Source organism: Mesorhizobium sp. M0217 (assembly GCF_040321955.1).
Taxonomy (GTDB): domain Bacteria; phylum Pseudomonadota; class Alphaproteobacteria; order Rhizobiales; family Rhizobiaceae; genus Mesorhizobium.
Window position 1 is genome coordinate 1 of sequence record NZ_JAMYSN010000027.1, and the last position, 24,750, is coordinate 24,750.

The 24,750-nt window shown below is 63.5% G+C and carries 21 protein-coding genes; 9 read left to right on the forward strand and 12 right to left on the reverse strand.

The window, feature by feature from the left end; all coding sequences use genetic code 11:
* Positions 1-139 precede the first annotated feature (139 nt).
* The 7 genes from NKJ18_RS27640 to NKJ18_RS27670 form a co-directional block, all read right to left on the reverse strand.
* Complete coding sequence (locus tag NKJ18_RS27640) at positions 140-595, reverse strand: manganese catalase family protein (protein WP_081725537.1); 456 nt, start codon at positions 593-595, stop codon at positions 140-142.
* Between the two features lie 301 nt (positions 596-896).
* Positions 897-1,313 (reverse strand): DOPA 4,5-dioxygenase family protein, encoded by a 417-nt coding sequence (locus NKJ18_RS27645; RefSeq protein ID WP_352760737.1) that lies wholly within the window; start codon positions 1,311-1,313, stop codon positions 897-899.
* A gap of 350 nt (positions 1,314-1,663) precedes the next feature.
* Positions 1,664-1,822 carry a DUF3309 family protein gene (locus NKJ18_RS27650; protein WP_023673853.1) on the reverse strand — a complete coding sequence of 53 codons (159 nt, stop codon included), beginning with the start codon at positions 1,820-1,822 and terminating at the stop codon, positions 1,664-1,666.
* Between the two features lie 96 nt (positions 1,823-1,918).
* Entirely contained in the window at positions 1,919-5,089 is a 3,171-nt protein-coding gene (locus NKJ18_RS27655) for an efflux RND transporter permease subunit (RefSeq protein WP_352760739.1), read from the reverse strand.
* A 65-nt stretch (positions 5,090-5,154) separates the two neighbouring features.
* A complete protein-coding gene (locus tag NKJ18_RS27660; RefSeq protein WP_023715055.1) occupies positions 5,155-6,333 on the reverse strand; it encodes an efflux RND transporter periplasmic adaptor subunit in 1,179 nt (392 codons plus the stop codon).
* 518 nt (positions 6,334-6,851) lie between these two features.
* Positions 6,852-7,982, reverse strand: a complete 1,131-nt coding sequence (locus NKJ18_RS27665; protein WP_023825035.1) for a patatin-like phospholipase family protein — start codon at positions 7,980-7,982, stop codon at positions 6,852-6,854.
* Positions 7,983-8,355: 373 nt separating this feature from the next.
* Positions 8,356-9,444, reverse strand: coding sequence for a citrate synthase/methylcitrate synthase (locus NKJ18_RS27670; RefSeq protein ID WP_352760742.1), 1,089 nt, complete (start codon positions 9,442-9,444; stop codon positions 8,356-8,358).
* Between the two features lie 92 nt (positions 9,445-9,536).
* Between NKJ18_RS27670 and NKJ18_RS27675 the strand changes: the two genes are divergently transcribed.
* Positions 9,537-10,676, forward strand: a complete 1,140-nt coding sequence (locus tag NKJ18_RS27675; protein WP_352760745.1) for a citrate/2-methylcitrate synthase — start codon at positions 9,537-9,539, stop codon at positions 10,674-10,676.
* Between the two features lie 27 nt (positions 10,677-10,703).
* Here the strand turns inward: NKJ18_RS27675 and ftrA are convergent, their stop codons facing one another.
* Positions 10,704-11,696 carry a transcriptional regulator FtrA gene (gene ftrA, locus NKJ18_RS27680; protein WP_502906183.1) on the reverse strand — a complete coding sequence of 331 codons (993 nt, stop codon included), beginning with the start codon at positions 11,694-11,696 and terminating at the stop codon, positions 10,704-10,706.
* 89 nt (positions 11,697-11,785) lie between these two features.
* Here ftrA and NKJ18_RS27685 point away from each other — a divergent pair, with 89 nt between their 5' ends.
* Positions 11,786-12,205, forward strand: a complete 420-nt coding sequence (locus NKJ18_RS27685) for a rhodanese-like domain-containing protein (RefSeq protein WP_352760748.1) — start codon at positions 11,786-11,788, stop codon at positions 12,203-12,205.
* A gap of 132 nt (positions 12,206-12,337) precedes the next feature.
* Positions 12,338-12,709, forward strand: a complete 372-nt coding sequence (locus NKJ18_RS27690) for a GNAT family N-acetyltransferase (RefSeq protein WP_352760750.1) — start codon at positions 12,338-12,340, stop codon at positions 12,707-12,709.
* Between the two features lie 44 nt (positions 12,710-12,753).
* Here the strand turns inward: NKJ18_RS27690 and phaR are convergent, their stop codons facing one another.
* The gene (phaR, locus tag NKJ18_RS27695; RefSeq protein ID WP_023685813.1) at positions 12,754-13,368 is read right to left on the reverse strand and encodes a polyhydroxyalkanoate synthesis repressor PhaR; all 615 of its coding nucleotides are present in this window, start codon (positions 13,366-13,368) and stop codon (positions 12,754-12,756) included.
* Positions 13,369-13,670: 302 nt separating this feature from the next.
* Between phaR and NKJ18_RS27700 the strand changes: the two genes are divergently transcribed.
* From NKJ18_RS27700 to NKJ18_RS27725, 6 genes are all read left to right on the forward strand, one after another.
* Positions 13,671-14,855: an acetyl-CoA C-acetyltransferase gene (locus tag NKJ18_RS27700; protein WP_352760753.1), complete on the forward strand. Its 1,185-nt coding sequence runs from the start codon at positions 13,671-13,673 to the stop codon at positions 14,853-14,855.
* Between the two features lie 129 nt (positions 14,856-14,984).
* Positions 14,985-15,710, forward strand: coding sequence for an acetoacetyl-CoA reductase (gene phbB / locus NKJ18_RS27705; RefSeq protein WP_352760755.1), 726 nt, complete (start codon positions 14,985-14,987; stop codon positions 15,708-15,710).
* Positions 15,711-16,405: 695 nt separating this feature from the next.
* Positions 16,406-19,939, forward strand: coding sequence for a helicase-related protein (locus tag NKJ18_RS27710; protein ID WP_352760794.1), 3,534 nt, complete (start codon positions 16,406-16,408; stop codon positions 19,937-19,939).
* 75 nt (positions 19,940-20,014) lie between these two features.
* Positions 20,015-20,401 (forward strand): RNA-binding S4 domain-containing protein, encoded by a 387-nt coding sequence (locus NKJ18_RS27715; protein ID WP_023693611.1) that lies wholly within the window; start codon positions 20,015-20,017, stop codon positions 20,399-20,401.
* A gap of 253 nt (positions 20,402-20,654) precedes the next feature.
* The gene (gene fdxA / locus NKJ18_RS27720) at positions 20,655-20,993 is read left to right on the forward strand and encodes a ferredoxin FdxA (protein ID WP_013529180.1); all 339 of its coding nucleotides are present in this window, start codon (positions 20,655-20,657) and stop codon (positions 20,991-20,993) included.
* Positions 20,994-21,419: 426 nt separating this feature from the next.
* On the forward strand, positions 21,420-22,001 hold the full coding sequence (locus NKJ18_RS27725) for a CarD family transcriptional regulator (protein ID WP_023673664.1): 582 nt from the start codon (positions 21,420-21,422) through the stop codon (positions 21,999-22,001).
* A gap of 195 nt (positions 22,002-22,196) precedes the next feature.
* Here NKJ18_RS27725 and NKJ18_RS27730 read toward each other — a convergent pair whose 3' ends face one another.
* The 3 genes from NKJ18_RS27730 to NKJ18_RS27740 form a co-directional block, all read right to left on the reverse strand.
* On the reverse strand, positions 22,197-22,964 hold the full coding sequence (locus NKJ18_RS27730) for an amino acid ABC transporter ATP-binding protein (RefSeq protein ID WP_023685808.1): 768 nt from the start codon (positions 22,962-22,964) through the stop codon (positions 22,197-22,199).
* Entirely contained in the window at positions 22,961-23,641 is a 681-nt protein-coding gene (locus NKJ18_RS27735; protein WP_023693608.1) for an amino acid ABC transporter permease, read from the reverse strand. The genes NKJ18_RS27730 and NKJ18_RS27735 overlap by 4 nt, the downstream gene beginning before the upstream one ends.
* A 137-nt stretch (positions 23,642-23,778) precedes the next feature.
* The gene (locus NKJ18_RS27740; protein ID WP_023820302.1) at positions 23,779-24,552 is read right to left on the reverse strand and encodes an amino acid ABC transporter substrate-binding protein; all 774 of its coding nucleotides are present in this window, start codon (positions 24,550-24,552) and stop codon (positions 23,779-23,781) included.
* Positions 24,553-24,750 lie beyond the last annotated feature (198 nt).

The following is a 24,750-nucleotide window of genomic DNA, read 5'->3' on the forward strand; positions in this document are numbered from 1 at the left end:
GCGATGTTCCGTAAGTGAGAGCATTTATCTCAGCCGAAACGAAGAGCTTCGTCAGGCACGCACCCAGTCACCAGTGAGTTGCCCTGTCCCTCGTGGGCAGGAGCCGAGTGCCGGCTGCCTCCTGTATTGCAATCTTTGCCTATTCGGCGGCCCCGCCTCGGCGTACCGGCGACCAGGGAGAACTCTCCCTTGCCGTCCATCGACGGTCCATCCTCCAACGGCCCCGCGCTGGTTCGATACCTTCGACGAAGCAATTGATGAAGGCATAGGATACGTCCTGATACACACGGGAAGGAGTTGGGACCGGCAGAAACGCGTTAAGTCCGCCCATGTCTTCAATGGCCGTGAGCCACTGCTGTGGGTGCATGGTGTCGCGCGCAATAAGGAAGGACACGATGTCCTTCATGCCGGGATCGTTGGTCATGTTGTACAGGCGGGTAGCAAGTACGCGGCCACTTCCTTCCGCAGTGACGTTTGCGACCATATCTGCGCAAGATTGCCGCCGGCGTAGGGATGCGAAGCATTGAAGGGAAACGCCGTTGGCGTTTTCAGGCAGTGCGGCCAGGCCGGTCGACAAGATTTGGCGGACGTTCATCCCGTTGAGGGCCGAGCCGCCGACCTGTCGGGGAAAGGCGGTAGCGCTTCCGCGACCACCTTACCCCCGCTGCTTTGACGCCATGCCCACCAGCTCGCCGACTCTGCGGCTGGAGATTGCACTCATCGCTAATGACTGCTGGGCGTACTTTTCTGGGGTGGATCGTGCCGGTCCGCCTGTACGCTCGAATTTCTGCCTTTGGGATTCCGCTGGGGCCAGCTCAAAGACCTGAGGCATGCCTGAGCTAGGCTACTGGTGAACGCGTCTCCAAGGCCAAGTCTCTACTTTGCAGAACGCCTCCCTACGCCCCCAACGTCGGCTCCGTATTCACCTCCAGCGCCTCTTCCGCCTCATCTTCCTCGCCGAGCACCTCCCCATGCACCCCCAGCGGCCGGCCGATCCAGATCGGATCGACGAGATGGTCGCGTTTGGGGTTGGTGGTGTTGGGGTGGATGAGAATGCTCAGGCCGCCGTGGTTCAGCATCAGCCATGGGACCAGCATGGCGAAGATCTCGGTGGCGAAGGAGACCTGGTACATGGCCTGCTCGTGCGGGCCGACCGGCTCGTCGCGCCAGTTGCCCAGGCGCACGCGAAAACGTTCGCCGATGCGCAGGCGCAGCCATTCGGCGTGTTGCCGCTCGGCTTGGCCGTCATAGTAGATGTGGGCGTGATAGCTGGCGATCTCGGCGAGCGGCCTTGGCGGGTTGGCGGTGTTCACCTTGATGGCTCCCTCGGCGATTATGGTGCGGGCAGCGTATACGCAAGGGGGCGGGGTGGCCAAGGGGGGCACAGCGTGTGCTCGTCATCTCGATTTCGGGCCAATCGCATATGGAGCTCCCCCGCTCCGTCTCGGCTTCGCCCAGCCACCTCTACCCCCACATTCGTGGGGGAGAGGAAATGCTAATCGCCAAGATCGCTGCCTTGAAAAGCTTGGCATTTCCTCTCTCCCATGGACATGTGGGAGAGGTGGCCGCGAAGCGGACGGAGTGGGGGCGGGCGCCGCCGTATGCCTATTGCCAGCACTTCATCGGGCGAGGACCCGCTGATCGCAGAGGTCTCTTGCCCCAATCAAACCCTGCCCATCAGCACCAGGATCAGCAGCACCACCAGCACAATGCCGACGATGCCCGATGGCCCATAGCCCCAGGAGCGCGAATGCGGCCAGGCCGGTACGGCGCCGATCAGGATCAGGATCAAGACAATGATGAGGATGGTGCTGACGGTCATTAAGAGTCCCTCGCCTTGCTGGTCGGATACGAGGGGACAATGCAAAAGGCCGCCCGGTTGTTCCGGACGGCCTTTTGTCTGACTGGTCGAATGCAGCTATTCCGCGGCTTTCGGGAAGGCGATTGCCGGCTCGTCGAGCGGACCCGGTCTCGGCCCCATAGGCGCATCGGGCTTCTTGTCGCGGCCGAACAGCCGGCGGAAGAACGCGTAGAAGCGGCTGTTCTTGCTGCGCGTGAAGATCATCAGCATGGACGGCGTCACCACCAGCGTCAGCAGCGTGGCGAAGGACAGGCCGAAGACGATGGCCGAGGACAGCGAAATCCACCATTGCGTCGACGGCGCGTTGATCGTCGTCTCGTGATGGAAGATTTCCAGCCCGAGACCAAAGGCGATCGGCAGCACGCCGAGGATGGCCGATACCGCCGTCAGCACCACCGGGCGGGCGCGCTCGCGGCAGGTCTGCAGCACCGCCTCCATCTTGTCCCAGCCCTCTTCGCGCAGCCGGTCATAGGTGTCGATGAGCACGATGTTGTTGTTCACCACCACGCCGGCCAGCGCGATGACGCCGATGCCCGACATGACGATGCCGAAGGCCTCGCCGGTCAGGAGCAGCCCCAGGAACACACCGATCGTCGCCATGACCACGCAGGACAGCACCAGAAGCACGCTGGTGAACTTGTTGAACTGCATCAAGAGCACCAGGAAGATCAGGAAGATCGCCGCGCCGAAGGCCTTGCCGAGGAAGGCGCTGGCTTCGGCGCTGTCCTCGTTCGACCCCGCCAGCTTCCAGCGTATGCCGTTGTCGAGCTTCATGTCGGTGACCGCCTTGGTCACCTCCGCCTGCACCGCCGCAACCTGGTTACCGGCGGCGACGTTGGCCTGGACGACCACTGTGCGGGCGCCATCGATGCGGTTGAGGATGCCGACGGTCGGCTCCGGCTTGCGCACGACGAAGTTGGAGATCGGCACCGAGCCTTGCGCAGTCTGCACCCGGAGCTCGTCGAGCGTCGACAGCGTGCGGCGGTCTTCAGGCAGCCGCAGCCTGATGTCGACGGCATCGTCGGCGCCGGCAGGCCTGTACTCGGACAGCTTCAACCCGTTGGTCACCAGTTGCACCACCGTGCCGACGGCGGTCGGGCTGATACCGTATTGCGCCGCCTTGGCGCGGTCGACCTCGAGCGCCCAGTCGACGCCGGGCGGCGGCAGGCCGTCGGAAACGTCGATGACACCGGGCACCTTGGCAATGCGCGCCGCAACCGCGCGGGCCTGGTCGTCGAGCCCTTTGGGGTCGATGGCCGAAAGCCGCAGCTGCACCGCCTTGCCCGTGGGAGGACCGGCCTCCGGCACGCGCACTTCGACATCGACGCCGGGAATGCCGGCCATGACGGTGCGCAGCTCATCCAGGATGTTGTTCGCCGATTTGCGCTCGCGCCAGTCGATGAACTCATACTGGATGACGCCGACGACGTCCTCCGGCACGTCCTGTCCGCCGCCCTGCGTCTTGCCGACGCGGGTATAGACCGATTTGACGCCAGGCCAGCCAAGCAGCCGGTTTTCGGCGATCCTGGTCGCCGTGTCCATTTCGGCCAGCGAGAGATTGCCGCGGGCATGCACATAGAGCAGGCCGTAATCGGGCTCGACGCTGGGGAAGAACTCGACGCCGGCGCCATATTTCGAATAGGCGAAGCCGACGCCGGTGATCAGCACGGCGGTGAGCACCAGCACGGTGATGGGGAAGCGCACCGCCTGTTTGACCAGCGCCATGTACCAGCCGTCGCGATTGTGTTCCTCGTGATGCTCCGGCGCCTTGGCGAAAAGCGCGCCCAGCGTCGGCGCGAACACCAGCGCATAAAGCATCGAGGCCGACAGCGTGACGATCAGCGTGATCGGCATGTATTTCATGAAGTCGCCGATGATGCCGGGCCAGAACAGCAGCGGCGAAAACGCCGCGATGCGGGTCATGGTCGCGGCGATGACCGGACCGGCCATGCGCTTGGCGGCCAGCGTGAAGGCTTCCGCCTTCGGCATGCCTTCGCCCATGCGCCGTTCGGCAAATTCGGTGACGATGATGGCGTCGTCGACCAGCATGCCGACCGCCAGGATAAGGCTGAACAGCACGATCATGTTGATCGTGTAGCCCATCATCGCAAGCAGCAGGATGCCGATCAGGAAGGATGACGGAATGGCAAGCCCGATCAGCAGCGAGGCGCGGCCCGACAGCGCATAGAGGATGACGATGAACACCAGGATGACGGCGATCATCACGTGGTTCTGCAGGTCGCCCAGCAGCTGGTTGACGAAGACAGACTTGTCCTGCGTGTAGGTGATGTTCATGCCTTCCGGCATCGTCTTGACGTAGGCGTCGGACACTTCCCGCACCTTGGCCAGCGTGTCGATCAGGTTGGCGCCGATGCGCTTCTTGACTTCGATGGCGATGGCCGGCTTGCCGTTGAGGCGAGTGATGGTCTCGGCGTCGGCGAAGGTCGAACGCACCGTGGCGATGTCCTTCGCCTGCACGACGGCATTGGGGCCGGCGACCACCGGCAAGGACGCGACATCCTCGGGTGTCTCGATCAGCGACGGCACCTTGACCGCGTATTTGCCTTCCGAACCCTCGATATTGCCGGCGGCGACCAGGCTGTTGGAAGCGCCGACCGCGCCGATCAACTGGTCGAGCTGCAGGCCGTAGGAGGACAGCTTCATCGGGTCGATGACGACCTCGACGAGATCGTCGCGCGCGCCTTGTATGGTGCCCTCAAGAACGCCCGGGACTTCCTCGATGCGGTCGCGCAGTTCGCGCGCCGCCGCCGTAAGCACACGCTCGGGCACATCGCCGGACAGCGTGACGACCAGGACGGGAAACTCGGAAATGTTGACCTCGGTAACAACCGGTTCTTCTGCCGCTTGGGGCAGGTCAGCCTTCGCGTCCTGAACCTTCGAGCGTGTATCAGTCACCGCGGTGTCGACTTTTATAGACGGCAGAAACTCAAGGAAGACAAAGGCACCGCCCTGATAGGCGGATGATTTCATCTCCTTTAACCCCTTGAGACTCTTAAGCTTTGCCTCCAGAGGCCTAAGCAGAAGTCTTTCAGCGTCTTCGGGCGCGATGCCTTGATAGGCAACATTTATATAAACATAAGGGGTAGGAACGTCGGGTTCCGCTTCCTTCGGCGTCGACTGATAGGCGACCCAGCCCGCCAGCAGCAGGAACACCAGCACCGCAATGGTCAGCCGGGCATTGTTGATCGCGAGTTTGACGATATCCATGGCCTGTTCTCAAAATTTCAGGAGCCGCATTGCGGCCGGTTGCCCCCGTCCGGGGCCACCCGGCGCTACTGCGTTGTCGCTTCGCCCAACAGTTTCTGGATGGTCGCCTGGTCGGCCTCGACCGGCTTGACTACGTCGCCTTCCTTCACGAGTTCCTGGCCGGCGACGATGACGCGGGCATCGGCGGGAATGCCGCCAAGCACGAGGCCCTTCGGCGAGTCGTCAACGAGGTCGATCGGGAAGAATACCACCTTGTTGTCCTTGTCGACGGCGCGGATGCCGAGGTCTCCCTTGTCGCCCAGCGTCACCACGGAGCGCGGCAACATGACGGCGTCGGTCGGCTGCGCGCTGAGCGCAATCTCTGCCGTCATGCCGGCCGGCACCGAGCCGTCGGCATTGGGGACGGCGATCTCGACGCGGAAGGTTCGGGTGGCCGACGAGGCGTCGCGGCTGATGTAGCGCACGGTGCCTTCGACGGTCTGGCCGCTGACCAGCCGGACAGTGGCCTTGTCGCCAAGCTTGAGATAGCCGAGGTCGCGTTCGCTGACTTCGCCGCGCGCAATCACCGGATCGAGCTTGAGGATGGTTGCCACCTCGCCGCCCTGCATGATGGAACTGCCGAGCTCCACCGGCACCCGGTCGATGACGCCGTCGAAGGGCGCCTTGACCAGATTGCGCTCGAGTTCGGCCTGCGCCGTTTCCAGCTGCGACTGCGCAGCGGTCAGATTCGAACGCGCCGTGTCGAGCTGCAGCTTGGGCAGATTGCCGGTCTTCATGAGCCGCAGCGATGCGTCGAGTTCAGCCTGGCGCTGCACGACGAGCTGCTTGGCATTGTCGACCATCGAGATCTTTTCTTCCGCCGCAAGCATCAGCACCAGATCGCCGGTCTTGACGTGATCGCCCTGCTTGACCGGCAGCTTTTCGATGACGCCGGCGACGCGCGTCGCCAGCACGGCGCGCTTGTCGGCCTCGGTCAGCCCGGAAATGCGGATGGCGCGGGCATAGGTCTTGCGCGGCGGCGTCACCACCGCGACGGTGCGCAGCGGCGCCTTCGGTTCGGCCTCGGCCGCCTTGGCTGCATCCGGCGCCTTGGCCTGATCGCCCGGCTTGGCCTGATCGCCTGCCTTGCCAGCACCTTCGACAGCGGCGCTGCCGACGGACGAGAACGCGCCTGTTCCCATCCAGGCCGCGAAGCCGATGAGCACAACAATAGCGGCAAGCTTGTGAAACCTGATCTTCGGCATCATTTTTTTCCACTGCGGGGTTCGGCCAAGTCGTTATCCAACAGGGTGTCCGTCGTCTAACAGCTACCGTGTCTTCCAACTCGGGCGCGTCGCCGATATGGGTGCGCGCCAGGCCGTGTTCAATTTGCCGTGAACGGCGAAGCCGCGCTTCTACATCAAAGTTGCATCGCAATACAGTCGAAAAGTTGCAGGGGCATTGCGCAAGGCAGGCGTAGTGTGGCCAACGGAAACGGTTTTATCGGCGCCCCGTCAGGCGGCGGAACCACAGTCTCGGAACCATACGGATGTTGGAGGCGCTTTGTTTTCAAGGCGTTTTGGGCACTGACATCCCCTGTGCCCGCACCAGTTTTTGACGCTCAAATGTGGGCGCGCCCTGCGTCGTCGCGACTTGAATGGCAGTAGGCGTCAGTATGATTTTGTATACCGTCACACGCAACGGTTGTTCCGGGACGGAAAGTCATCGGCGCTACTCCGATTTCCGAACACTTCGCTGATCGTCTTGATCGATCCGGGCGGACTCAGGCCCGCCGGCGTTCCGCGTCCGGCTTCTTGCGGGCGGCGAGAAATTCCTTCACCCGCCGTCCCGGTGCCGGCCCGCGCACCGGTTTGAAGCCGTCATCTAGTTCGCCGGAAAGATCGAGCGTCGGCCGCTTGCCGACGGCGTCGTAATTCTCCTCCAGCCAGTCGCTCGCCGCTATGCGGCCAAGGTCGCGCAAATAGGTCAAAAAAGCCCATTCGGCGTTGACCTTGGATGACGCCGACAGATCCTTGAACGCTTCGTCGGCATCGATGCGGTGCATGCGGATGTCGCGGTATTCGCCAGGCGGCAGCCGGCCGGCGGCGATCAGCTCCTTGACGAAGGCGATCGAGCGGAATTCGTTCAGCAGCCCGGCATTGAAGGTGATCTCGTCGATGCGGTTCTGGATTTCGTTGGCGCTTTTCGGCGTGCCCTCGCGCACCACCGGATTGATCTGCACCAGCAGCACATCCTCCGTCGCCGCCGTCTTGAAGAACGGAAACAGTGCCGGATTGCCGCCATAGCCGCCATCCCAATAGGGCACGCCCTTGATCTCGACGGCGCGGAACAATTGCGGCAGGCAGGCCGAGGCCATCACCGTGTCGAGGTCGATCTCGCCGTCGGAAAAGACGCGCAGCTGGCCGGTCTCGACATTGGTCGCCGAAATGAACAGCTCCATCGACTTGCAGGCGTGGACATTTTTGAAATCGATCTCCTGCTCGACCACGTCACGCAGCGGGTTCAAGCCCAGCGGATTGGCGACATAGGGCGAAAACACCCGCGACATGGTGTCGAAGAAGAAATAGCCGGGGGTGTTTTCGATCGACCAGTTGCCCCAGGCGACGTCCCACGGCATGCGCTGCACCGGGCTGAAGCGGCCCTTGGCCGCCACCGCGCGCCAGAAGTCGTCGAGCTTCTGCCGTGCACCCTCGACGCCGCCGCGCACAAAACCATCGGCCAGCGCCACCGCATTCATCGCGCCGGCGCTGGTGCCGGACACGGCTGAAATGTCGAGCCTGCCATCCTCCAGCAGCCGGTCGAGCACGCCCCAGGAGAAGGCCCCGTGCGAGCCGCCGCCCTGCAGCGCGATGTTGATCTTCTTCGTTTCCTCCGCCTTGCCGTTTTTGGTCATGGCGTTCCTGTTCGGTTTGGTCGCTGCTGCTTCGTCCCGCCCGGGAATCGGGCGGTTCGACTGCAGCGGACTTATGTTGCAGCGCAGCATATAAGGAATGACGAAGGCAAGAACACGAACACGGTCGCGTGATCACATGAAATTTTGGTCATGGGGAATGGTCCTCCACGCCCAGGTCTTCGCCCTACGAATACCCCCACCCTTGATCCCTCCCCACAAGGGGGAGGGAGACTTGGTAGACGCTGATCTCAGCAAACCACCGACGTTTCGGCGGCGCGCGGCAGCTTCCCTCCCCCCTTGTGGGGGTCCGAAGGACGGGCGAGACCCGTGGCTCGCCCCGGCAAGCTAGGGTGGGGTCCTCTTCGCAAAAACCTCAAGCGACAAGCTTCGGCACCGGCCCGACATAGCGCGACTGTGGACGGATCAGCCGCCCTGTCGTCTGCTGTTCGCGCGCATGCGCGATCCAGCCGGCGACACGTCCGGCGGCAAAGACATTGCTGAACGCCTGTGGCGGAAAGCCCGCCGCCTCAAGCACAAGCGCTGTGTAAAACTCGACATTGGTCTGCAGCGAGCGTTGCGGCTTGGCGATCCGCAGCACTTCGAGCGCCGTCTGCTCGACCTGTTCGGCGAAGGCCAGCCGGCGGCCGGCTTCGCCTTCGCTGCCGAGCTGCCGCACCACCCCCTTCAGCACATCGGCGCGCGGATCGCGCACGCGGTAAATACGATGGCCGAAACCCATGATGCGCTCGCCATGCGCGACCTTCTCGCGCAGCCAACCGGCCGCGTCGCCATGCGCCTGGATCGCATCGAGCATCTCGATCACCGGGCCGGGCGCGCCGCCGTGCAGGGGCCCCTTGAGCGCGCCGAGCCCGGCCAGCACCGACGATGTCAGACCGGCCAGCGTCGATGCGACGACGCGGGTGGCGAAGGTCGAGGCGTTGAGGCCGTGATCGCACACGGTGACCAGATAGGTGTCGAGTGCCCTTGCCAGCGCCGGCGACGGGACGGATCCCTCGAGCATCCTCAGCATGTCGGCGGCATGATCGGCCTTCGCGTCAGGTGCGGTCGGCTGCTCGCCGCGCGCCAGCCGCAGCAGAGCCGGCGTCAGCACGGCGGGCGCCGCGATCAGCCGCAAGGCGTCCGTCAGTGCCTCGCCATCCGGCAGCAGCGCCATGCCGGCGCGCATGGCGCTATAGATCCCAAGCGGTGCGAGCAGCGGCAGCGAGGGCGCAAGCCGCTCGAACACCTCGACGCGAGCCTTGCCCAGCCTCGCTGCCAGTTCGGCATCGCCGGGAAGGCCGTCGAAGAAGCCGTCGAGCAACAGGCGAACCACTTGCGCATAGCGCCAGCGTCCCGCCAATTCCGGCAGCGAATGACCGCGGATCGTCAGGCGGCCGCCAAGGCCATCGACATCGGAGAGCACGGTCTCCGCCGCCACCACATCATCGAGCCCGTTCGCCATATCTCATCTCCTTGCAGCTTTTCTGCATGGGAGATAAGGGTTGGGCTGCGCCTTGATCAATCTTGATCAATATAATCAATATGTGAGCTAAAATGTCCGAATGGCTGTCGCGGGAAGAGGCGCTGGAAAGGCTCAAGGTCCGGCCGCAGACGCTCTACGCCTATGTCAGCCGTGGCCGCATCGGCATGCGGCCGGATGAGAGCGACCCGCGCCGCAGCCAGTACCGCGCCGACGACATCGCGGCATTGGCGACCCGCCGGGCGCGGGGCCGCAGTCCCTCGGCCATCGCCGAGAGTGCGATCGCCTGGGGCGAACCCTCGATCGCAACAGCAATTTCGACCGTTCTGCACGGGCGCCTCATCTACCGAGGGCAAGACGCCGTTGCGCTCTCCAAATCGGCGACGCTGGAGGAAACCGCCGCTCTGCTGTGGGCCTCGGCCGAACCAGTGACGTTCAAAGCTCCGTCACCTGAAGCGCCTCATCCAGTCGGCCGCGCCTCGGCCTTTGCGCAGCTTGCCATGCTTGCCGGCCAGGGGCGGCCTTCGCTCGGGCGCAGCGCCGCCTCGCTGTGCACCGAAGCCGCGCACACAGTCGCAGCGCTGGCGCAGTCGCTGGGCGCCGGAACCGGCACAGCGCCCGTCCATAAGCGCCTGGCGCAGGGCTGGTCGGTGAATGATGCCGGCGCGGAAGCGATCCGCTGCGCCCTCGTCCTGCTCGCCGATCATGAACTCAACGCATCGACCTTCGCCGCCCGCGTCGCAGCGTCCACAGGCGCCTCGCCTGCCGCATGCCTGCTGGCCGGCCTGGCAACGCTGTCCGGCCCGCGCCACGGTGGTGCCGGCGAAGCGGTGATGCAACTGGCTGAAGATGCAGCAGCCCACGGCGCGGATGCGGCGATCCGGCGCTGGCTCGGCCATGATCGGCCCTTGCCGGCGTTCGGCCATCCGCTCTATCCCGACGGCGATCCCCGTGCCACCGCACTTCTGGCAGTCATCCCTGTCGACGAGACACTGCAACAGTTGCAAAAAGCCGCCATGGCGGCGACCGGCGCGCACCCCAACATCGACTTTGCCTTGGCCGCTCTGACGCGCGGCCTTGGCTTGCCGCGCGATGCACCGTTCCAGCTATTCGCGCTTGGACGCAGCGTCGGCTGGGCCGCGCATATGGTCGAACAGATCATTAGCGGCAGCATCATCAGGCCGCGTGGCCGCTATGTCGGATCCATGACCTGACCGCGCATTGCCTTCTGGTGATATGCGTCAGGCCGACCTGGCCGTGTTCCCGAACCGCGCACGATAAGCGACAGGCGTCGTGGCGAATTGCCGGCGGAAGTGATGCCGCAGCGTGCCTGCCGCGCCAAAGCCGGCGGTCTCGGCAATCCGTTCGATCGGCATGGCGGTGTCTTCCAGCAGCGTGCGCGCCCGCGAAAGTCGTTCCGACAGCAGCCAGCGCGCCGGCGTGACACCGGTCGCGGCCGCGAACCGGCGCAGGAATGTCCGCTCGCTCATCCCGGCAAGCTCGGCCAAGATGGCGACGGGATAGTCGGCGGCAATATCGGCGCGCATCCTGTCGATCAACGGTCCAAGCCGGCTGCGCTCATGTGGCTCGGGTACGGAACTCTCGACATACTGCGCCTGGCCGCCGTCGCGATGCGGCGGCACCACCAGGCGACGCGCCACCATGTTTGCCGCCTTGGTGCCAAAGTCGCGCCGGACCAGATGCAGGCAGAGGTCGATGCCCGCGGCACTGCCTGCCGATGTCAGCACATTGCCCTCATCGATGTACAAAACGTCCGGAATCACGGTGATGTCGGGGTACATCTCCGTCAGCTTCTCGCTGTAGCGCCAATGCGTGGTCGCTCTTTTGCCCGCAAGCAGGCCGGCGGCGGCAAGCACGAACACGCCCGAACAGATCGAAAGAATGCGAGAGCCGCGCTCGTGTGCCTTTCGAAGCGCCTCGATCAGCGCCGGCGGCACCGGAGCCTCCGACCCGCGCCATCCCGGCACGATCACCGTGCCGGCCTGGCCGATCAGATCGATCCCGCCGTCGGCAACAATACGCACGCCGCCCAGCGCGCGCATTTCACCGCCATCGATCCCGGCAACGGCAAAACGGTACCAATCCTCACCCATTTCCGGCCGGGGCAAGGCGAAGATCTCAACCGCCACGCCAAACTCGAACGTGCACAGCCCGTCATAGGCAACGGCAACGACAAGAGGGTTGGCAGGGCGCGGATTGGCAGAGGATGGCATGATCTTGACGATATATGGCAAAGCTGCCAGCTGCAATCGCCCTGCTTCCTGTCTTATCTCTCCGTCGCATCAGCAATGGAGATACGAGGATGAGCCACGTGACAGACATTCCGGCGGCATCGCCGAATATCGCCCGCGACCATTTTCTGCGCCGGCTTTCCGTCGAGACCGACTGTTCCGACGTCGCCGCCGCACTGCGTGCCGGAGAGCCGGACTTTGTTCTCCTGCATGTGGTCGGTTCGCCGGAAGCCTATGGACGCCGCCATGTGCCGGGCGCGCTGCATCTGCCGCACCGCGAAATATCGGCCGGGCGGATGGTGCAATGGCCCGAAAAGACGCTGTTCGTCGTCTATTGCGCGGGACCGCATTGCAATGGCGCGGATCAGGCGGCCTTCAAGCTGGCCAGCCTCGGTCGTCCCGTGAAGATCATGATCGGCGGCATAACCGGTTGGCAGGACGAGGACCTTCCTTTCGCTTCAGGCAAGGAGCCCGGTGTCTTGCACGCGTGAGGCCACGCGAAATGGTCGGCCTTGAAGACTGGGCAAGCATGCAGAAGGCCATGGTTAGAATTCGTCCATTCGAGCGCCAGGATGTCGGTGCGGTGCTCGCCCTCATGCGGGCGCTAGCTGTCTTCGAGGGTTATGACGACAAGCTTCGCGTCACCGAAGCGAACCTCCTCGAGCACGGGCTGGGACCATCGCCCCGGCGGCGTGTTGGTGGCGGAGCGAGAGGGCGTGATCGTCGGCATCGCCGTCCACTACCTCATCCCCTGGACCTACGACCTGAAGCCGGTTGTCTGGCTGAAGGAACTCTACGTCACTGAAGCGACGCGCGGGATGGGGGTCGGCCATGCGCTTGTTGAACAGCTTCGCCAACACGCTTTGAGCATTGGCGCCTCCGCCATCAAATGGACGGTGCTGAAATCCAACTCGCCGGCCAAAGCCTTCTACCGCTCGCTCGACGGCCAGCCCGACGATATCTGGGAACCGTGGCAGCTGAAAATCGACCCGTAAAAGCCGCCTCACCAAACTGAGGCGTTCGATCATGCAGCGGTCGCTTACGACATGGTGTCAAGCTTGCGCTGCATGGCGGCGATCTGTTGCTTCAGTTCCTGAAGGTCGTCGCCGCTCTTTTCCGGGACATCCTTGCGGGCCGGCTCGGGTGCAGCCGCGGCCGCAGCATTTGTGGCGGCGGTCGGGAACGGCGTGAACAGGCGCATCGCGTTCTGGAACATTTCCATGTTGCGGCGTGTCTGCTCTTCCAGCGCCTTGATCGGCGTGGCGATCTTCATCACATCAAGCGGCGACTTGCCGATCGCGCCCTTCATCTGCTCGCGGAACCGCTCCTGTTCCTTGGAGAAGGCCATCATCGACTGTTCGAGGAAGCTCGGCACGATCTGCTGCATCTGGTCGCCATAGAAAGCGATCAGCTGACGCAGGAAAGGGATCGGCAGCATGTTCTGCCCATCCTTGTTCTCCAGTTCGAAGATGATCTGCGTCAGCACCGGATGGGTAATGTCGTCACCGGTCTTGGCGTCCTGGACGGTGAACTCCTCGCCCTTCTTGACCATCTCGGCCAGATCCTCGAGCGTCACATAGGTGCTGGTGCCGGTGTTGTAGAGCCGGCGATTGGCATATTTCTTGATAATGATAGGGTCGTCTTTCGCGGCCATCAGCATCCTCCCGGGACACCGGCGCGCCTGAGTAAGCCGCCGGTAACGATTGCGCCATTTTTAAGGATATGCGCAAAAGCTCTATAATTCCAAGCGCTTTGTGCAGTGCGGCATCATTTATTGCTGCATGGCCGGCCAATTATGCTGCGCAGCAAAGGTTGGGCGATCCCGCCGGCCGCTCACGCCCTGCTTGCGGCGCTTGGCCGGCATGCCCATTTCCGGTTTGACTTGGGGTGTGGAACGGGCAAGAAAAGTCCCAACAAGCCCCCAAGAACACGACACCTCGAAGTCTGGAGAGAAAAATGTCCGCTTCCAATTCAATCGTCGTTGCCAGCGCCGCACGCACGGCTGTCGGCTCTTTCAACGGCGCCTTCGCCGCCACCCCGGCGCATGAACTTGGCGCCGTCGTCATCAGGGAGCTTTTGGAGCGCGCCGGCGTCGAGCCGGGTGAAGTCGACGAGGTCATTCTCGGCCAGGTGCTGACCGCCGCGCAGGGCCAGAACCCCGCCCGCCAGGCGTCGATCAATGCCGGCCTGCCCAAGGAGACCACCGCCTGGGGGCTCAACCAGGTTTGCGGCTCTGGCCTGCGCGCCATCGCGCTCGGCATGCAGCAGATCGCCGCCGGCGACGCGACTGTGATCATCGCCGGCGGCCAGGAATCGATGTCGCTGTCGCCGCACGCCGAGCACCTGCGCGCCGGCGTCAAGATGGGCGACTACAAGATGATCGATACCATGATCAAGGACGGGTTGTGGGACGCCTTCAACGGCTACCACATGGGCAACACCGCCGAGAACGTCGCCCGCCAGTTCCAGATCACCCGCGACGACCAGGACCAGTTTGCGCTGGCCTCGCAAAACAAGGCCGAGGCCGCGCAGAAGGCCGGCAAGTTCAAGGACGAGATCGTCGCCTTCACGATCAAGGGCAGGAAGGGCGACACTGTCGTCGACCAGGACGAGTACATCCGCCACGGCGCCACCATCGACGCCATGTCCAAGCTGAAGCCGGCTTTCGACAAGGACGGCACCGTGACCGCCGCCAACGCGTCGGGCATCAATGACGGCGCCGCCGGCGCGCTGCTGATGAGCGAGGCTGAAGCCACAAGGCGCGGCATCACCCCGCTGGTGCGCATCGCCTCATGGGCGACGGCCGGCGTCGATCCGGCGATCATGGGCACCGGACCTATTCCCGCCTCGAAGCGGGCGCTCGAGAAGGCCGGCTGGTCGGTCAAGGACCTCGACCTTGTCGAGGCCAATGAAGCCTTCGCCGCGCAGGCCTGCGCCGTCAACAAGGGCATGGGCTGGGATACGTCGATCGTCAACGTCAATGGCGGCGCCATCGCCATCGGCCATCCGATCGGCGCGTCGGGCGCCCGCGTCTTCAACACGCTGGTTTTCGAGATGCGCCGCCGCGGCGCCAAGAAGGGCCTTGCCACGCTGTGCATCGGCGGCGGCATGGGCGTCGCTCTGTGCGTGGAAGCGCTGTGAAAGAGAAGTGAGTAGTGAATAGGGAGTAGTGAATGGGGAAGAAGGAGCAGCGCGGCGGGATATCGATCCCTACTCGCTACTCCCTACTCCCTATTCCCTTCTTCCGACCAAAGGGAGGAAGAACTTTCAATGACCAAAGTAGCGCTCGTCACCGGTGGATCGCGCGGCATCGGCGCCGCCATATCGATCGGCCTGAAGAATGCCGGTTACACCGTTGCCGCCAACTATGCCGGCAATGACGAGGCAGCGGGGAAGTTCAGCACACAAACCGGCATCAAGACCTACAAATGGTCGGTCGCCGACTACGACGCCTGCGCCGCCGGAATCAAACAGGTCGAGGCCGATCTCGGCCCGGTCTCGGTGCTGGTCAACAATGCCGGCATTACCCGTGACGCCATGTTCCACAAGCTGACGCGCGAGCAGTGGAAGGAAGTCATCGACACCAATCTGTCTGGCGTCTTCAACATGACGCATCCGCTGTGGGGCGGCATGCGCGACCGCAAATTCGGCCGCGTCATCACCATCTCCTCCATCAACGGCCAGAAAGGCCAGGCCGGCCAGGTCAACTATTCCGCCGCAAAGGCCGGCGACATCGGCTTCTCGAAGGCGCTGGCGCAGGAGGGCGCGCGCGCGGGCATCACAGTCAATGTCATCTGCCCCGGCTACATCGCCACCGAGATGGTCAAGGCGATCGACGAGAAGGTGCTGAATGAACGCATCATCCCGCAGATTCCGGTCGGCCGCCTCGGCGAACCGGAAGAGATCGCGCGTTGCGTCGTCTTCCTCGCTTCCGAAGACGCCGGCTTCATCACCGGTTCGACCATCACAGCCAATGGCGGCCAGTATTTCGCCTGAACGACAGCATTTCGCCCGGTAGGACGGGCCGGCTTATGGCCCGTTTTTTTCATCGCCGGCCGGCGATGTTCCCAGGCTGCGCGCTAGACAATGACCCGTTCCGGCACGCAAAGATTAACGATTTCCAGGCGCCCTGTGCAAAACCCGGTTCGCAAGCTGTGAATTCTCGGTGGACAAGCTGTGGATAACACAACATGTTGGGGTGAACAAACCAGGAAAATCCCACCATCGCTGATTCATAGCCGATTCGTTCCGGCTTTGAGCGCAACGTTAACGACCAAGGCCGAAAATCACCGGCAAATGGTTAAGGCCGATTAAGAAAATTCAACAATTTCATAATGTTGGCCGAGGCGTATCGGATCACGACGATGCCCCGCCGGCAAAGGTTAACGCCAATGGTCGCCTTGCAGGAATCGGGCCAGTTTCCGCGATTCATCATATGGTGAGACTCAGGCTCGCAAAATCCACATGTAGCCGTGAACAAAAGCTGAATCTACCGGAGTCACTGATTCGTCGCCGATTCGTTCCAGACTCGTTCCAACTGTTAATTGAGACCTCAAAGACGAACCGTGGGATTGCCGGCCGGAACATTCCGCTTTCGCTTCGCGCCTGAAATCCCTATGTGTCGCCTGTCATACGCGCCACGCGAGGCGCGCTCCCGACAACACGATGCAGAAAGCCTCATCTCCAGGCCGATGAACATCCAGCCGAAACACACCGAGCCGCTGATCCTGTCGGGCCGCGACGTGACTGCCGTGCTGGGTCCGACCAACACCGGCAAGACCCATCTCGCCATCGAGCGCATGGTGGCGCATGAGAGCGGCATTATCGGCCTGCCGCTCCGCCTTCTGGCGCGCGAGGTCTATGCCCGCGTCTGCGAAAAGGTCGGCGCCCACAAGGTGGCGCTCATCACCGGCGAGGAAAAAATCCAGCCGCCCGGCGCGAAATATTCGGTCTGCACCGTCGAAGCCATGCCGCGCGAGACCGACGTTGCCTTCGTCGCCATCGACGAGGTGCAGCTCGCCGGCGACCTCGAGCGCGGCCACATCTTCACCGACCGTATCCTGCACCTACGCGGCCGCCAGGAAACGCTGCTGCTCGGCGCGGCCACCATGCATGGCATCCTGCAAAAGCTGCTGAGAGGCGTCTCGGTGGTGACGCGCCCTCGCCTGTCGCACCTGGCCTATGCCGGTTCGAAGAAATTGACCCGCCTGCCGCGGCGTACGGCCATCGTCGCCTTCTCCGCCGACGAGGTCTATGCCATCGCTGAGCTGATCCGCCGCCAGCAAGGAGGAGCGGCGGTCGTGCTCGGCGCGCTGTCGCCCCGCACCCGCAACGCCCAGGTGGCAATGTTCCAGGCAGGCGACGTCGACTATCTCGTCGCCACCGACGCCATCGGCATGGGCCTCAACCTTGATCTCGATCATGTCGCCTTCGCCCAGAACCGCAAATTCGACGGCTACCAGTACCGCAACCTGACGGCGGCCGAGCTCGGCCAGATCGCCGGCCGCGCCGGCCGGCATCTGCGCGACGGCACCTTCGGCGTCACCGGCCAGGTCGATCCGCTGGACGAGGAACTGGTCAAGCGCATCGAGGGGCACGAGTTCGATCCGGTGAAGGTGCTGCAATGGCGCACCGCGCATTTCGACTTCGCCAGCCTCGACGCGCTGAAGCGCTCGATCGAAACCAACGCGCCGGTCGAAGGCCTGACGCGGGCGCTGCCGGCGGTCGATGCGCAGGCGCTCGAACATCTCTCCCGCGACGAGGACATCCGCGCGCTGGCTACCAATGCCAAGCGCGTGGCGCTGCTGTGGGAAGCCTGCGCGTTGCCGGACTACCGCAAGATCGCGCCGGCCCAGCACTCCGACCTGATCGCTTCTATCTACACCGACCTCGCCAAACACGGCCATGTCGACGAGAACTACATGGCCGAGCAGGTGCGCCGCGCCGATACGACCGAGGGGGACATCGACACGCTGTCGCACCGCATTGCGCAGATCCGCACCTGGACATTCGTGTCCAACCGGCCGGGCTGGCTGGCCGATCAGGCACACTGGCGGGAAAAGACGCGCGAAATCGAAGACAGATTGTCGGATGCGCTGCATGAGCGGTTGACGAAACGGTTTGTAGACCGCAGGACTTCCGTCCTCATGCGGCGCCTTAGAGAAAATACAATGCCTGAAGCCGAAATCAGTCCTACCGGAACCGTCCTTGTCGAAGGCCATCATGTCGGCGAGTTGCAAGGGTTCCGCTTCACCGCCGACCAGAGCGCCGGCGGCGAAGACGCCAAGGCCGTGCGTACGGCAGCGCAAAAAGCGCTGGCCGCCGAGTTCGAGGCGCGTGCCGAACGCTTCGGCGCCTGCGCCAATGGCGACCTTGCGCTCGGCTCCGACGGCACGCTGCGCTGGATCGGCGCGCCGATCGGCACGCTGGTTGCCGGCGAGGACGCGCTGAAGCCGCGCCTGGTGCTTTTGGCCGACGAGCAGTTGACCGGCCCCGCCCGAGACAAGGTCGCCGCGCGCGCCGAGCGTTTCGTCAATTTCCAGATCGAGTCGCTGCTGAAGCCGCTGGTCGACTTGAAGAATGCCGAGCAGATCGCCGGCATCGGCCGTGGCATCGCCTTCCAGCTCGTCGAGCATTTCGGCCTCATCAACCGCCGCGACATCGCCGAGGAAATGAAGTCGCTCGACCAGGAGGGTCGCGCCGCCTTGCGCCGGCTCGGTGTGCGCTTCGGCGCCTACCACGTCTTCGTGCCGGCGCTGATCAAGCCGGCGCCCGCCGGACTGATTACGCTGTTGTGGGCGCTGAAGAACGACGGCAAGGACAAGCCGGGCTTTGGCGACGTGGTGCACGCACTGGCTTCCGGCCGCACCTCGGTGGTCATCGATCCTGCTTTCGACAAGAGCTTCTACAAGCTTGCCGGCTACCGCAATCTCGGCCGCCGCGCCGTGCGCATCGACATTCTGGAACGGCTGGCCGACCTGATCCGGCCTGCGACCAACTGGAAGCCCGGTCTGGGACAGCGCCCGGACGGCGCCTATGACGGCCAGTCCTTCATGGTGACGCCGCCGATGATGTCGATCCTCGGCGCCACCGCCGACGACATGGAAGAGATCCTGAAAGGTCTCGGCTATCGCGCCGAGCCGAAGCTGCCGGCAGAGGTCAAGGCGCGGCTGGAAGCACAGGACAACGCGGCGCGGGAAGCGGCTGCCGCCAAGCTGGCTGCGGACGCGGCTGCAAAAGCTGAACAGGCCAAGGCGGCGGAAGCCGCTGCAAGTGAAGCCGTCGCTGAAGCGCCGGCCGTTGGATCGGAGCCGGATGCGGTTGCCGCCGCTGAGCCTGCGGCTGAGCAGCCCGTCGCCGAAGCCGCAGCGGAGGCTGTTGCTGCGGACGCTCAGCCGGGCGCACCTCCCGAGGGTTCGGAGCCAACTGCGGCCGTTGAAGCCACCGCCGAAGCTCCAGCCATCGCGGAAGCAACGGCAGAGCCCGTCGCGGACGAGCAAGTCGAAGCTCGCGCAGAATTCGCGGAAGAAGCTCTGGCTGTTGCGGAAGCTGACGACACCGCTCCCGAAAGCGCCGACGCCCTTACCTCCCCCTCGATGGCGGAGGTCGCGGCGCAAAGCGACGCGGGTGACAGCGCTGACGAAGCAGATAGTGCAAACGATGCAAGTGCAACCGCAGACGCCGACGCTGCCCCCACCCCGGCGCTGCGCGCCGACCCTCCCCACGAGGGGGAGGGTGGAAGCGCTGAGCCTGTCCCCGAGGCCGAAGCCCCAAAGCCAATCTTGTTGTGGCGGCAGGGCCGTTTCGAGCAGCGCCCGCGCCATCGGCAAGACAACCGCAGAGACAATCGCCCGCGTAACGGCCAGGCTGCCCGCGCCGATGCGCCGGCCGACGCTGCCGGCGGACAGCCCGCAACGGGCGAGCGGCCGGCCTACCAAGGCCGGCGCGACCAGCGCGACGGTGCCGCCAAGCCACGCTTCGACCGTTCGAAGTTCAAGCCCAAGCCGCAGGCCGAGGACGAACAGCGCCGCGACGGCAAGCCGCAAGGCGAGCGTCCGCGCGAGGGCCGGCCTGACTGGAAAGGCGGCAGGCCGGAAGGCAAAGGCGGACCGCAAGGCGCCAAGCCGGCTTTCCAGGCCAAGCCACGCGAGGAACGCCCGGCGCGCTTCGATCCGGACTCGCCCTTCGCCAAGCTCGCCGCCTTGCGCGACCAGCTGAAGAAGTAAGCTCTGAGCATGATCCCGAAAAGTGGAACCGGTTTTCGGACAAGATCATGCTCCAACAAGAAATAACTCGCTGCGATGGTTGCTGAAGGTCGTCAGCGCATCGACAAGTGGCTGTTCTTTTCGCGCGCGATAAAATCGCGCTCGCTGGCGGCCAAGCTGGTTGTCGCCGGACGCGTCCGCATTAATAGCGACAAAGCAGCGCAGGCCTCCGATCTGGTCAAGCCTGGCGACGTTTTGACCATTACGCACGAGCGCCGCATCTTCGTTTGGAAGGTGCTTGGCACCGGCGTGCGGCGCGGTCCGGCCGAGGAAGCGCGCACGCTCTACGAGGACATGTCCCCGCCGCCGGCCCCAAAAGGCGAGGCTGTTGCCGATGCCATTCCGGCGCTGCGCGACGCCGGCAGCGGCCGGCCGACCAAGAAAGAGCGCAGGCAAACCGACCGGCTGTTCGGCGAAGACTGAAGCCTTGGCCGGCTGCGCCATGCCGGCGGTCTGGAATTTCATTCCGGACACGCGGGCCCCGCCTGCAATGGCTGCCCTTGCAAGCGGCAGGCAAAGGCGTTACCTCACCAAAAAAGCCGCCGCATCGGCCCGAAAATCGGAAATCGATTTTTCGGAAGGCACGATGCGCAGATTCAAAGTGTCAGAGCGTACTTTATGCGTCCAAGTGGACGCACGTCGCTCTAGCAAGAACGGGACGTCCCGGAGCCGACCAATGACCTATGTCGTGACCGACAACTGCATCAAATGCAAGTACATGGACTGCATCGAGGTCTGTCCGGTCGACTGCTTCTACGAGGGCGAGAACATGCTTGTCATACATCCCGACGAGTGCATCGACTGCGGCGTCTGCGAACCGGAATGCCCGGCCGATGCAATCAAGCCCGACACCGAGCCGGGCCTCGACAAATGGCTGCAGGTCAACACCGAATACGCCGAGAAATGGCCCAACATCACCGCCAAGAAGGAGCCTCCGGCAGATGCCAAGAGCTTCGACGGCGAGGCCGGCAAGTTCGAGAAATATTTCTCCGCCGAGCCCGGCGAAGGCGACTGAGCACATGACGCTGGAATCGGAATCGATTTCGGAAAGGGTGATGCGCAAAGCAAAAAAGTGCGGCCTATTGGATCGTCATAACGCTGCGTAACGCGCATCATACATTAACTGCCTTGACAGGCGGCGATGGCGCTCGACCTTCGCGTTTGCAGCAAAACCTTGATTCTTCCGACTTTTTGTGCTACACCAGTTGAAACATGCCGGTGACACAACGTCGATTTATGGCGCAAGCGCCCCAAATCACTGAAAGGTGAAATCCCCAATCGGACCAGAGCGATCTGGGCCAGGCAGTCGCTATGTATGCGGTTTGCCGGTCCCGGCTTTTTCCGATGGGTTCATCTGTTGTGCGGCTAACGATCGGTGTCCCCGGTCGCATGCGTTCGGACCGGCAGGCCGCCGGTGCCACAACAAGGAGTTCAGGGCGTAATGGCAACGATCACCCCGCAGAAGAAGTCCACCTCGGCACGCCACGGTTTCAAGACCGGCGAGTACATTGTCTATCCGGCACACGGCGTCGGCCAGATCGTCTCGATCGACGAGCAGGAAGTTGCGGGCCACAAGCTGGAACTGTTCGTCATCGACTTCCAGAAGGACAAGATGCGCCTGAAGGTTCCGGTCGCCAAGGCGACCTCCATCGGCATGCGCAAGCTGTCGGAAGAGGATTATGTCGAGCGCGCGCTGAAGGTCGTCCAGGGCCGCGCCCGCGTCAAGCGCACCATGTGGTCTCGCCGTGCGCAGGAATATGATGCCAAGATCAATTCGGGCGACCTGATCTCGATCTCGGAAGTCGTGCGCGACCTCTACCGTGCCGACAACCAGCCGGAACAGTCCTATTCCGAGCGTCAGCTCTATGAGGCGGCACTCGACCGCATGGCGCGCGAGATCGCGGCAGTCAACCGCATGTCGGAAACCGAAGCCGTGCGCCTGATCGAGGTCAACCTCAACAAGGGCCCGAAGCGAGGCGCCAAGGCCGACAATGAGGAAGCCGAGCAGGAAGAAGCTGCCTGATCGCTTTCACCGTCGAAATCATGAAAAACCCGGCCTTGTGCCGGGTTTTTGTTTTTACCCCCTTGTGGGGTTCCAAGGACGGGCGAGACCCGTGGCTCGCCCAGGCAGGTGGCTGCGAAGCAGCGAGGATGGGGACGACACCAGACCGCACCCGGACCTTCCGTTCGACCTCTTCACAAGGGGAACGTAGAAGGCTCAGCCGCCGGCTTCCTTCTCCGCCTCCTGCTTCAGCGTCGCAATAAAACGCTTCGTCCGTTCACGCTCCGGGTTGGAGAACACCACGGCGGACGGCCCCTTCTCGACGATGACGCCGGCGTCGAGGAACACCACCTCCTGCGCAATCTTGGAGGCAAGACGAAGGTCGTGCGTGGCCATCACCATGGTCGTGCCTTCGCTGGCGAGCTTTCCCAGCACGTCGACCACTTCCTGCGCCAGTTCCGGATCGAGCGCCGAGGTCGGCTCGTCGCAAAGCAGCACTTTCGGCGACGGCGCCAGGGCGCGGGCGATGGCCACACGCTGCTGCTGGCCGCCCGACAGCGTTGCCGGCCAATCGTCCGCCTTGTGCGCCATGCCGACCTTCTCGAGCAGCGCCAATGCCCGCTCGCGCGCCTTTGCCGTCGGCCATTTCAGCACCGTCACCAGGCCTTCCATGACGTTCTCGATCGCGGTGCGATGCGGGAACAGCTGGAAATTCTGGAACACCATGCCGGTCTGCAGCCGCAGGCGCTGGATGTCGCGGCTGGGGATCTTGATGCCGGGACGGAATTCCAGCGTCTCGTCGCCGATGCGCACCATGCCCGAGGTCGGGATCTCCAACAGGTTGATGCAGCGCAGCAGTGTGCTCTTGCCGCCGCCGGAGGGGCCGACAAGCGCGGTGACGCTGCCTTCGGCAATGGTGACCGTCACGCCCTTCAGCACCAGATTGTCGCCGAAGCGCTTTTCGATGTCGGTGAGGCCGATCATGAGCGCGCCTCCAGGAAGCCGCCATAACGGTTGAGCCGCTCCTCCAGCCGCGTCTGCAAGGCCGAAAGCACCGAGCTCATCGCCAGATAAAGGATCGCCGCCTCGACATAGAGGATCAGCGGCTCATAGGTGGTGGCGACGATGCGCTGCGCCGCCTGGAACATCTCCGGCACAGTGATGGCGGCGGCCAGCGAGGTATCCTTGACCAGCGAGATGAAGGTGTTGGACAGCGGCGGCACGGCGACGCGGCCGGCTTGCGGCAGGATGGTACGCCGCATCGCCTGGCTCCAGGTCATGCCGATCGAATAGGCCGCCTCCCACTGGCCCTTCGGCACCGAGCCGATCACGGCGCGGATAATTTCCGAACTGTAGGCGCCTATGTTGAGGGTGAAGCCAATCAGCGCCGCCGGAAAAGCGTCCAGCAATATGCCGACCGAAGGCAGGCCGTAAAAGATCAGGAACAGCTGCACCAGAAGCGGCGTGCCGCGAAAGATCCAGACATAGAAGCGGACCACGGCAACCAGAGGCTTGGGACCGAACAGCCGCACCAGGGCGACAACGAGGCCGACGAACAGGCCGAGTGCGAACGACAGCAATGTCAGCGGTACGGTGAAGATCAACGCCGCCCACAGCAGTGTCGGCAACGAGTCCAGCATCAGGTGTAGCCAGTGCGGCACGAACGGCTCCTCCTTCACAGACCGCCGCGGTGACGGCAGTGCGATTGTGTGCTTCTCATATCATGCGAAAAACGGCGAGCCGTCAAAGACGGCCCGCCGCTATTTGTCATTGCCGGCAAACCGCCGGGAGATGGTCTTTACTGCGAGACATCCTGGCCGAAATAAGTGTCGGCGATCTTCTTGTAGGTGCCGTCGGCCTTGATGTCGGCCAGCGCCTTGTTGATCGCCGCGACCAGCTCCGGATCACCCTTGCGCACGATGACGCCGGAATAGTCGGCGTTCTCTTCCTGCGCGGCGATCTTCACATTGGCGTCCGGCTTGTGCTTCTTGAAGTCGAGGAAAGACAGGCTGTCATTGATGGTGGCGTCGGCGCGGCCGGTGAGCAGCAGTTGGATCGACTGGTCGAAGCCGTCGGTGCCGACGAGTTCGGCGCCGTTGGTCTCGGCGAGCTTGCCGAAATTCGATGTCAACGACTGTGCCGACTTCTTGCCCTTGAGGTCGGCGAAGGTCTTGATGTCGGTGTTGTCGCCGCGCACGATCAGCACGGCCTTGGAGGCGATGTAAGGATCGGAGAAATCGTACTTGGCCTTGCGCGCGTCGGTGATGCCGACCTCGTTGATCACGGCGTCGTAGCGGTTGGCGTCGAGGCCGGCGATCAGCCCGTCCCATTTGCCTTCGAGGAACTCGACCTTGACGCCGAGCTTGTCGCCGATCGCCTTGGCGATCTCGACGTCGAAGCCGACCAGCGCGCCGGAAGCATCATGATAGGTGAAGGGCGCATAGGTGCCTTCGGTGCCGACTTTGAGGGTGCCGGCCTGCTTGATCTGGTCAAGATTGGCGCCGGCATGGCCTGATGTAACAGCCAGAACCTGAAGCGTTCCGGCGACGATGAGCGACTTGAGCCATTTCATTTCTGTGTGATCCCGTCCTTGGCCGGTGTCCGGCGCTTGTGAGAGCCGGAAACTGACAGATACAGCGCAGCAAAATAAGGAACCAGATTTCAAAAAAACGACGATCCAGAAATCAGATTCTCAAAGCAGCTCGGATCGGTGCCAATAGTCCCGATCTGCGGTGTCGATGCGCCCTGTCGGACCGCACAAAACAACCGC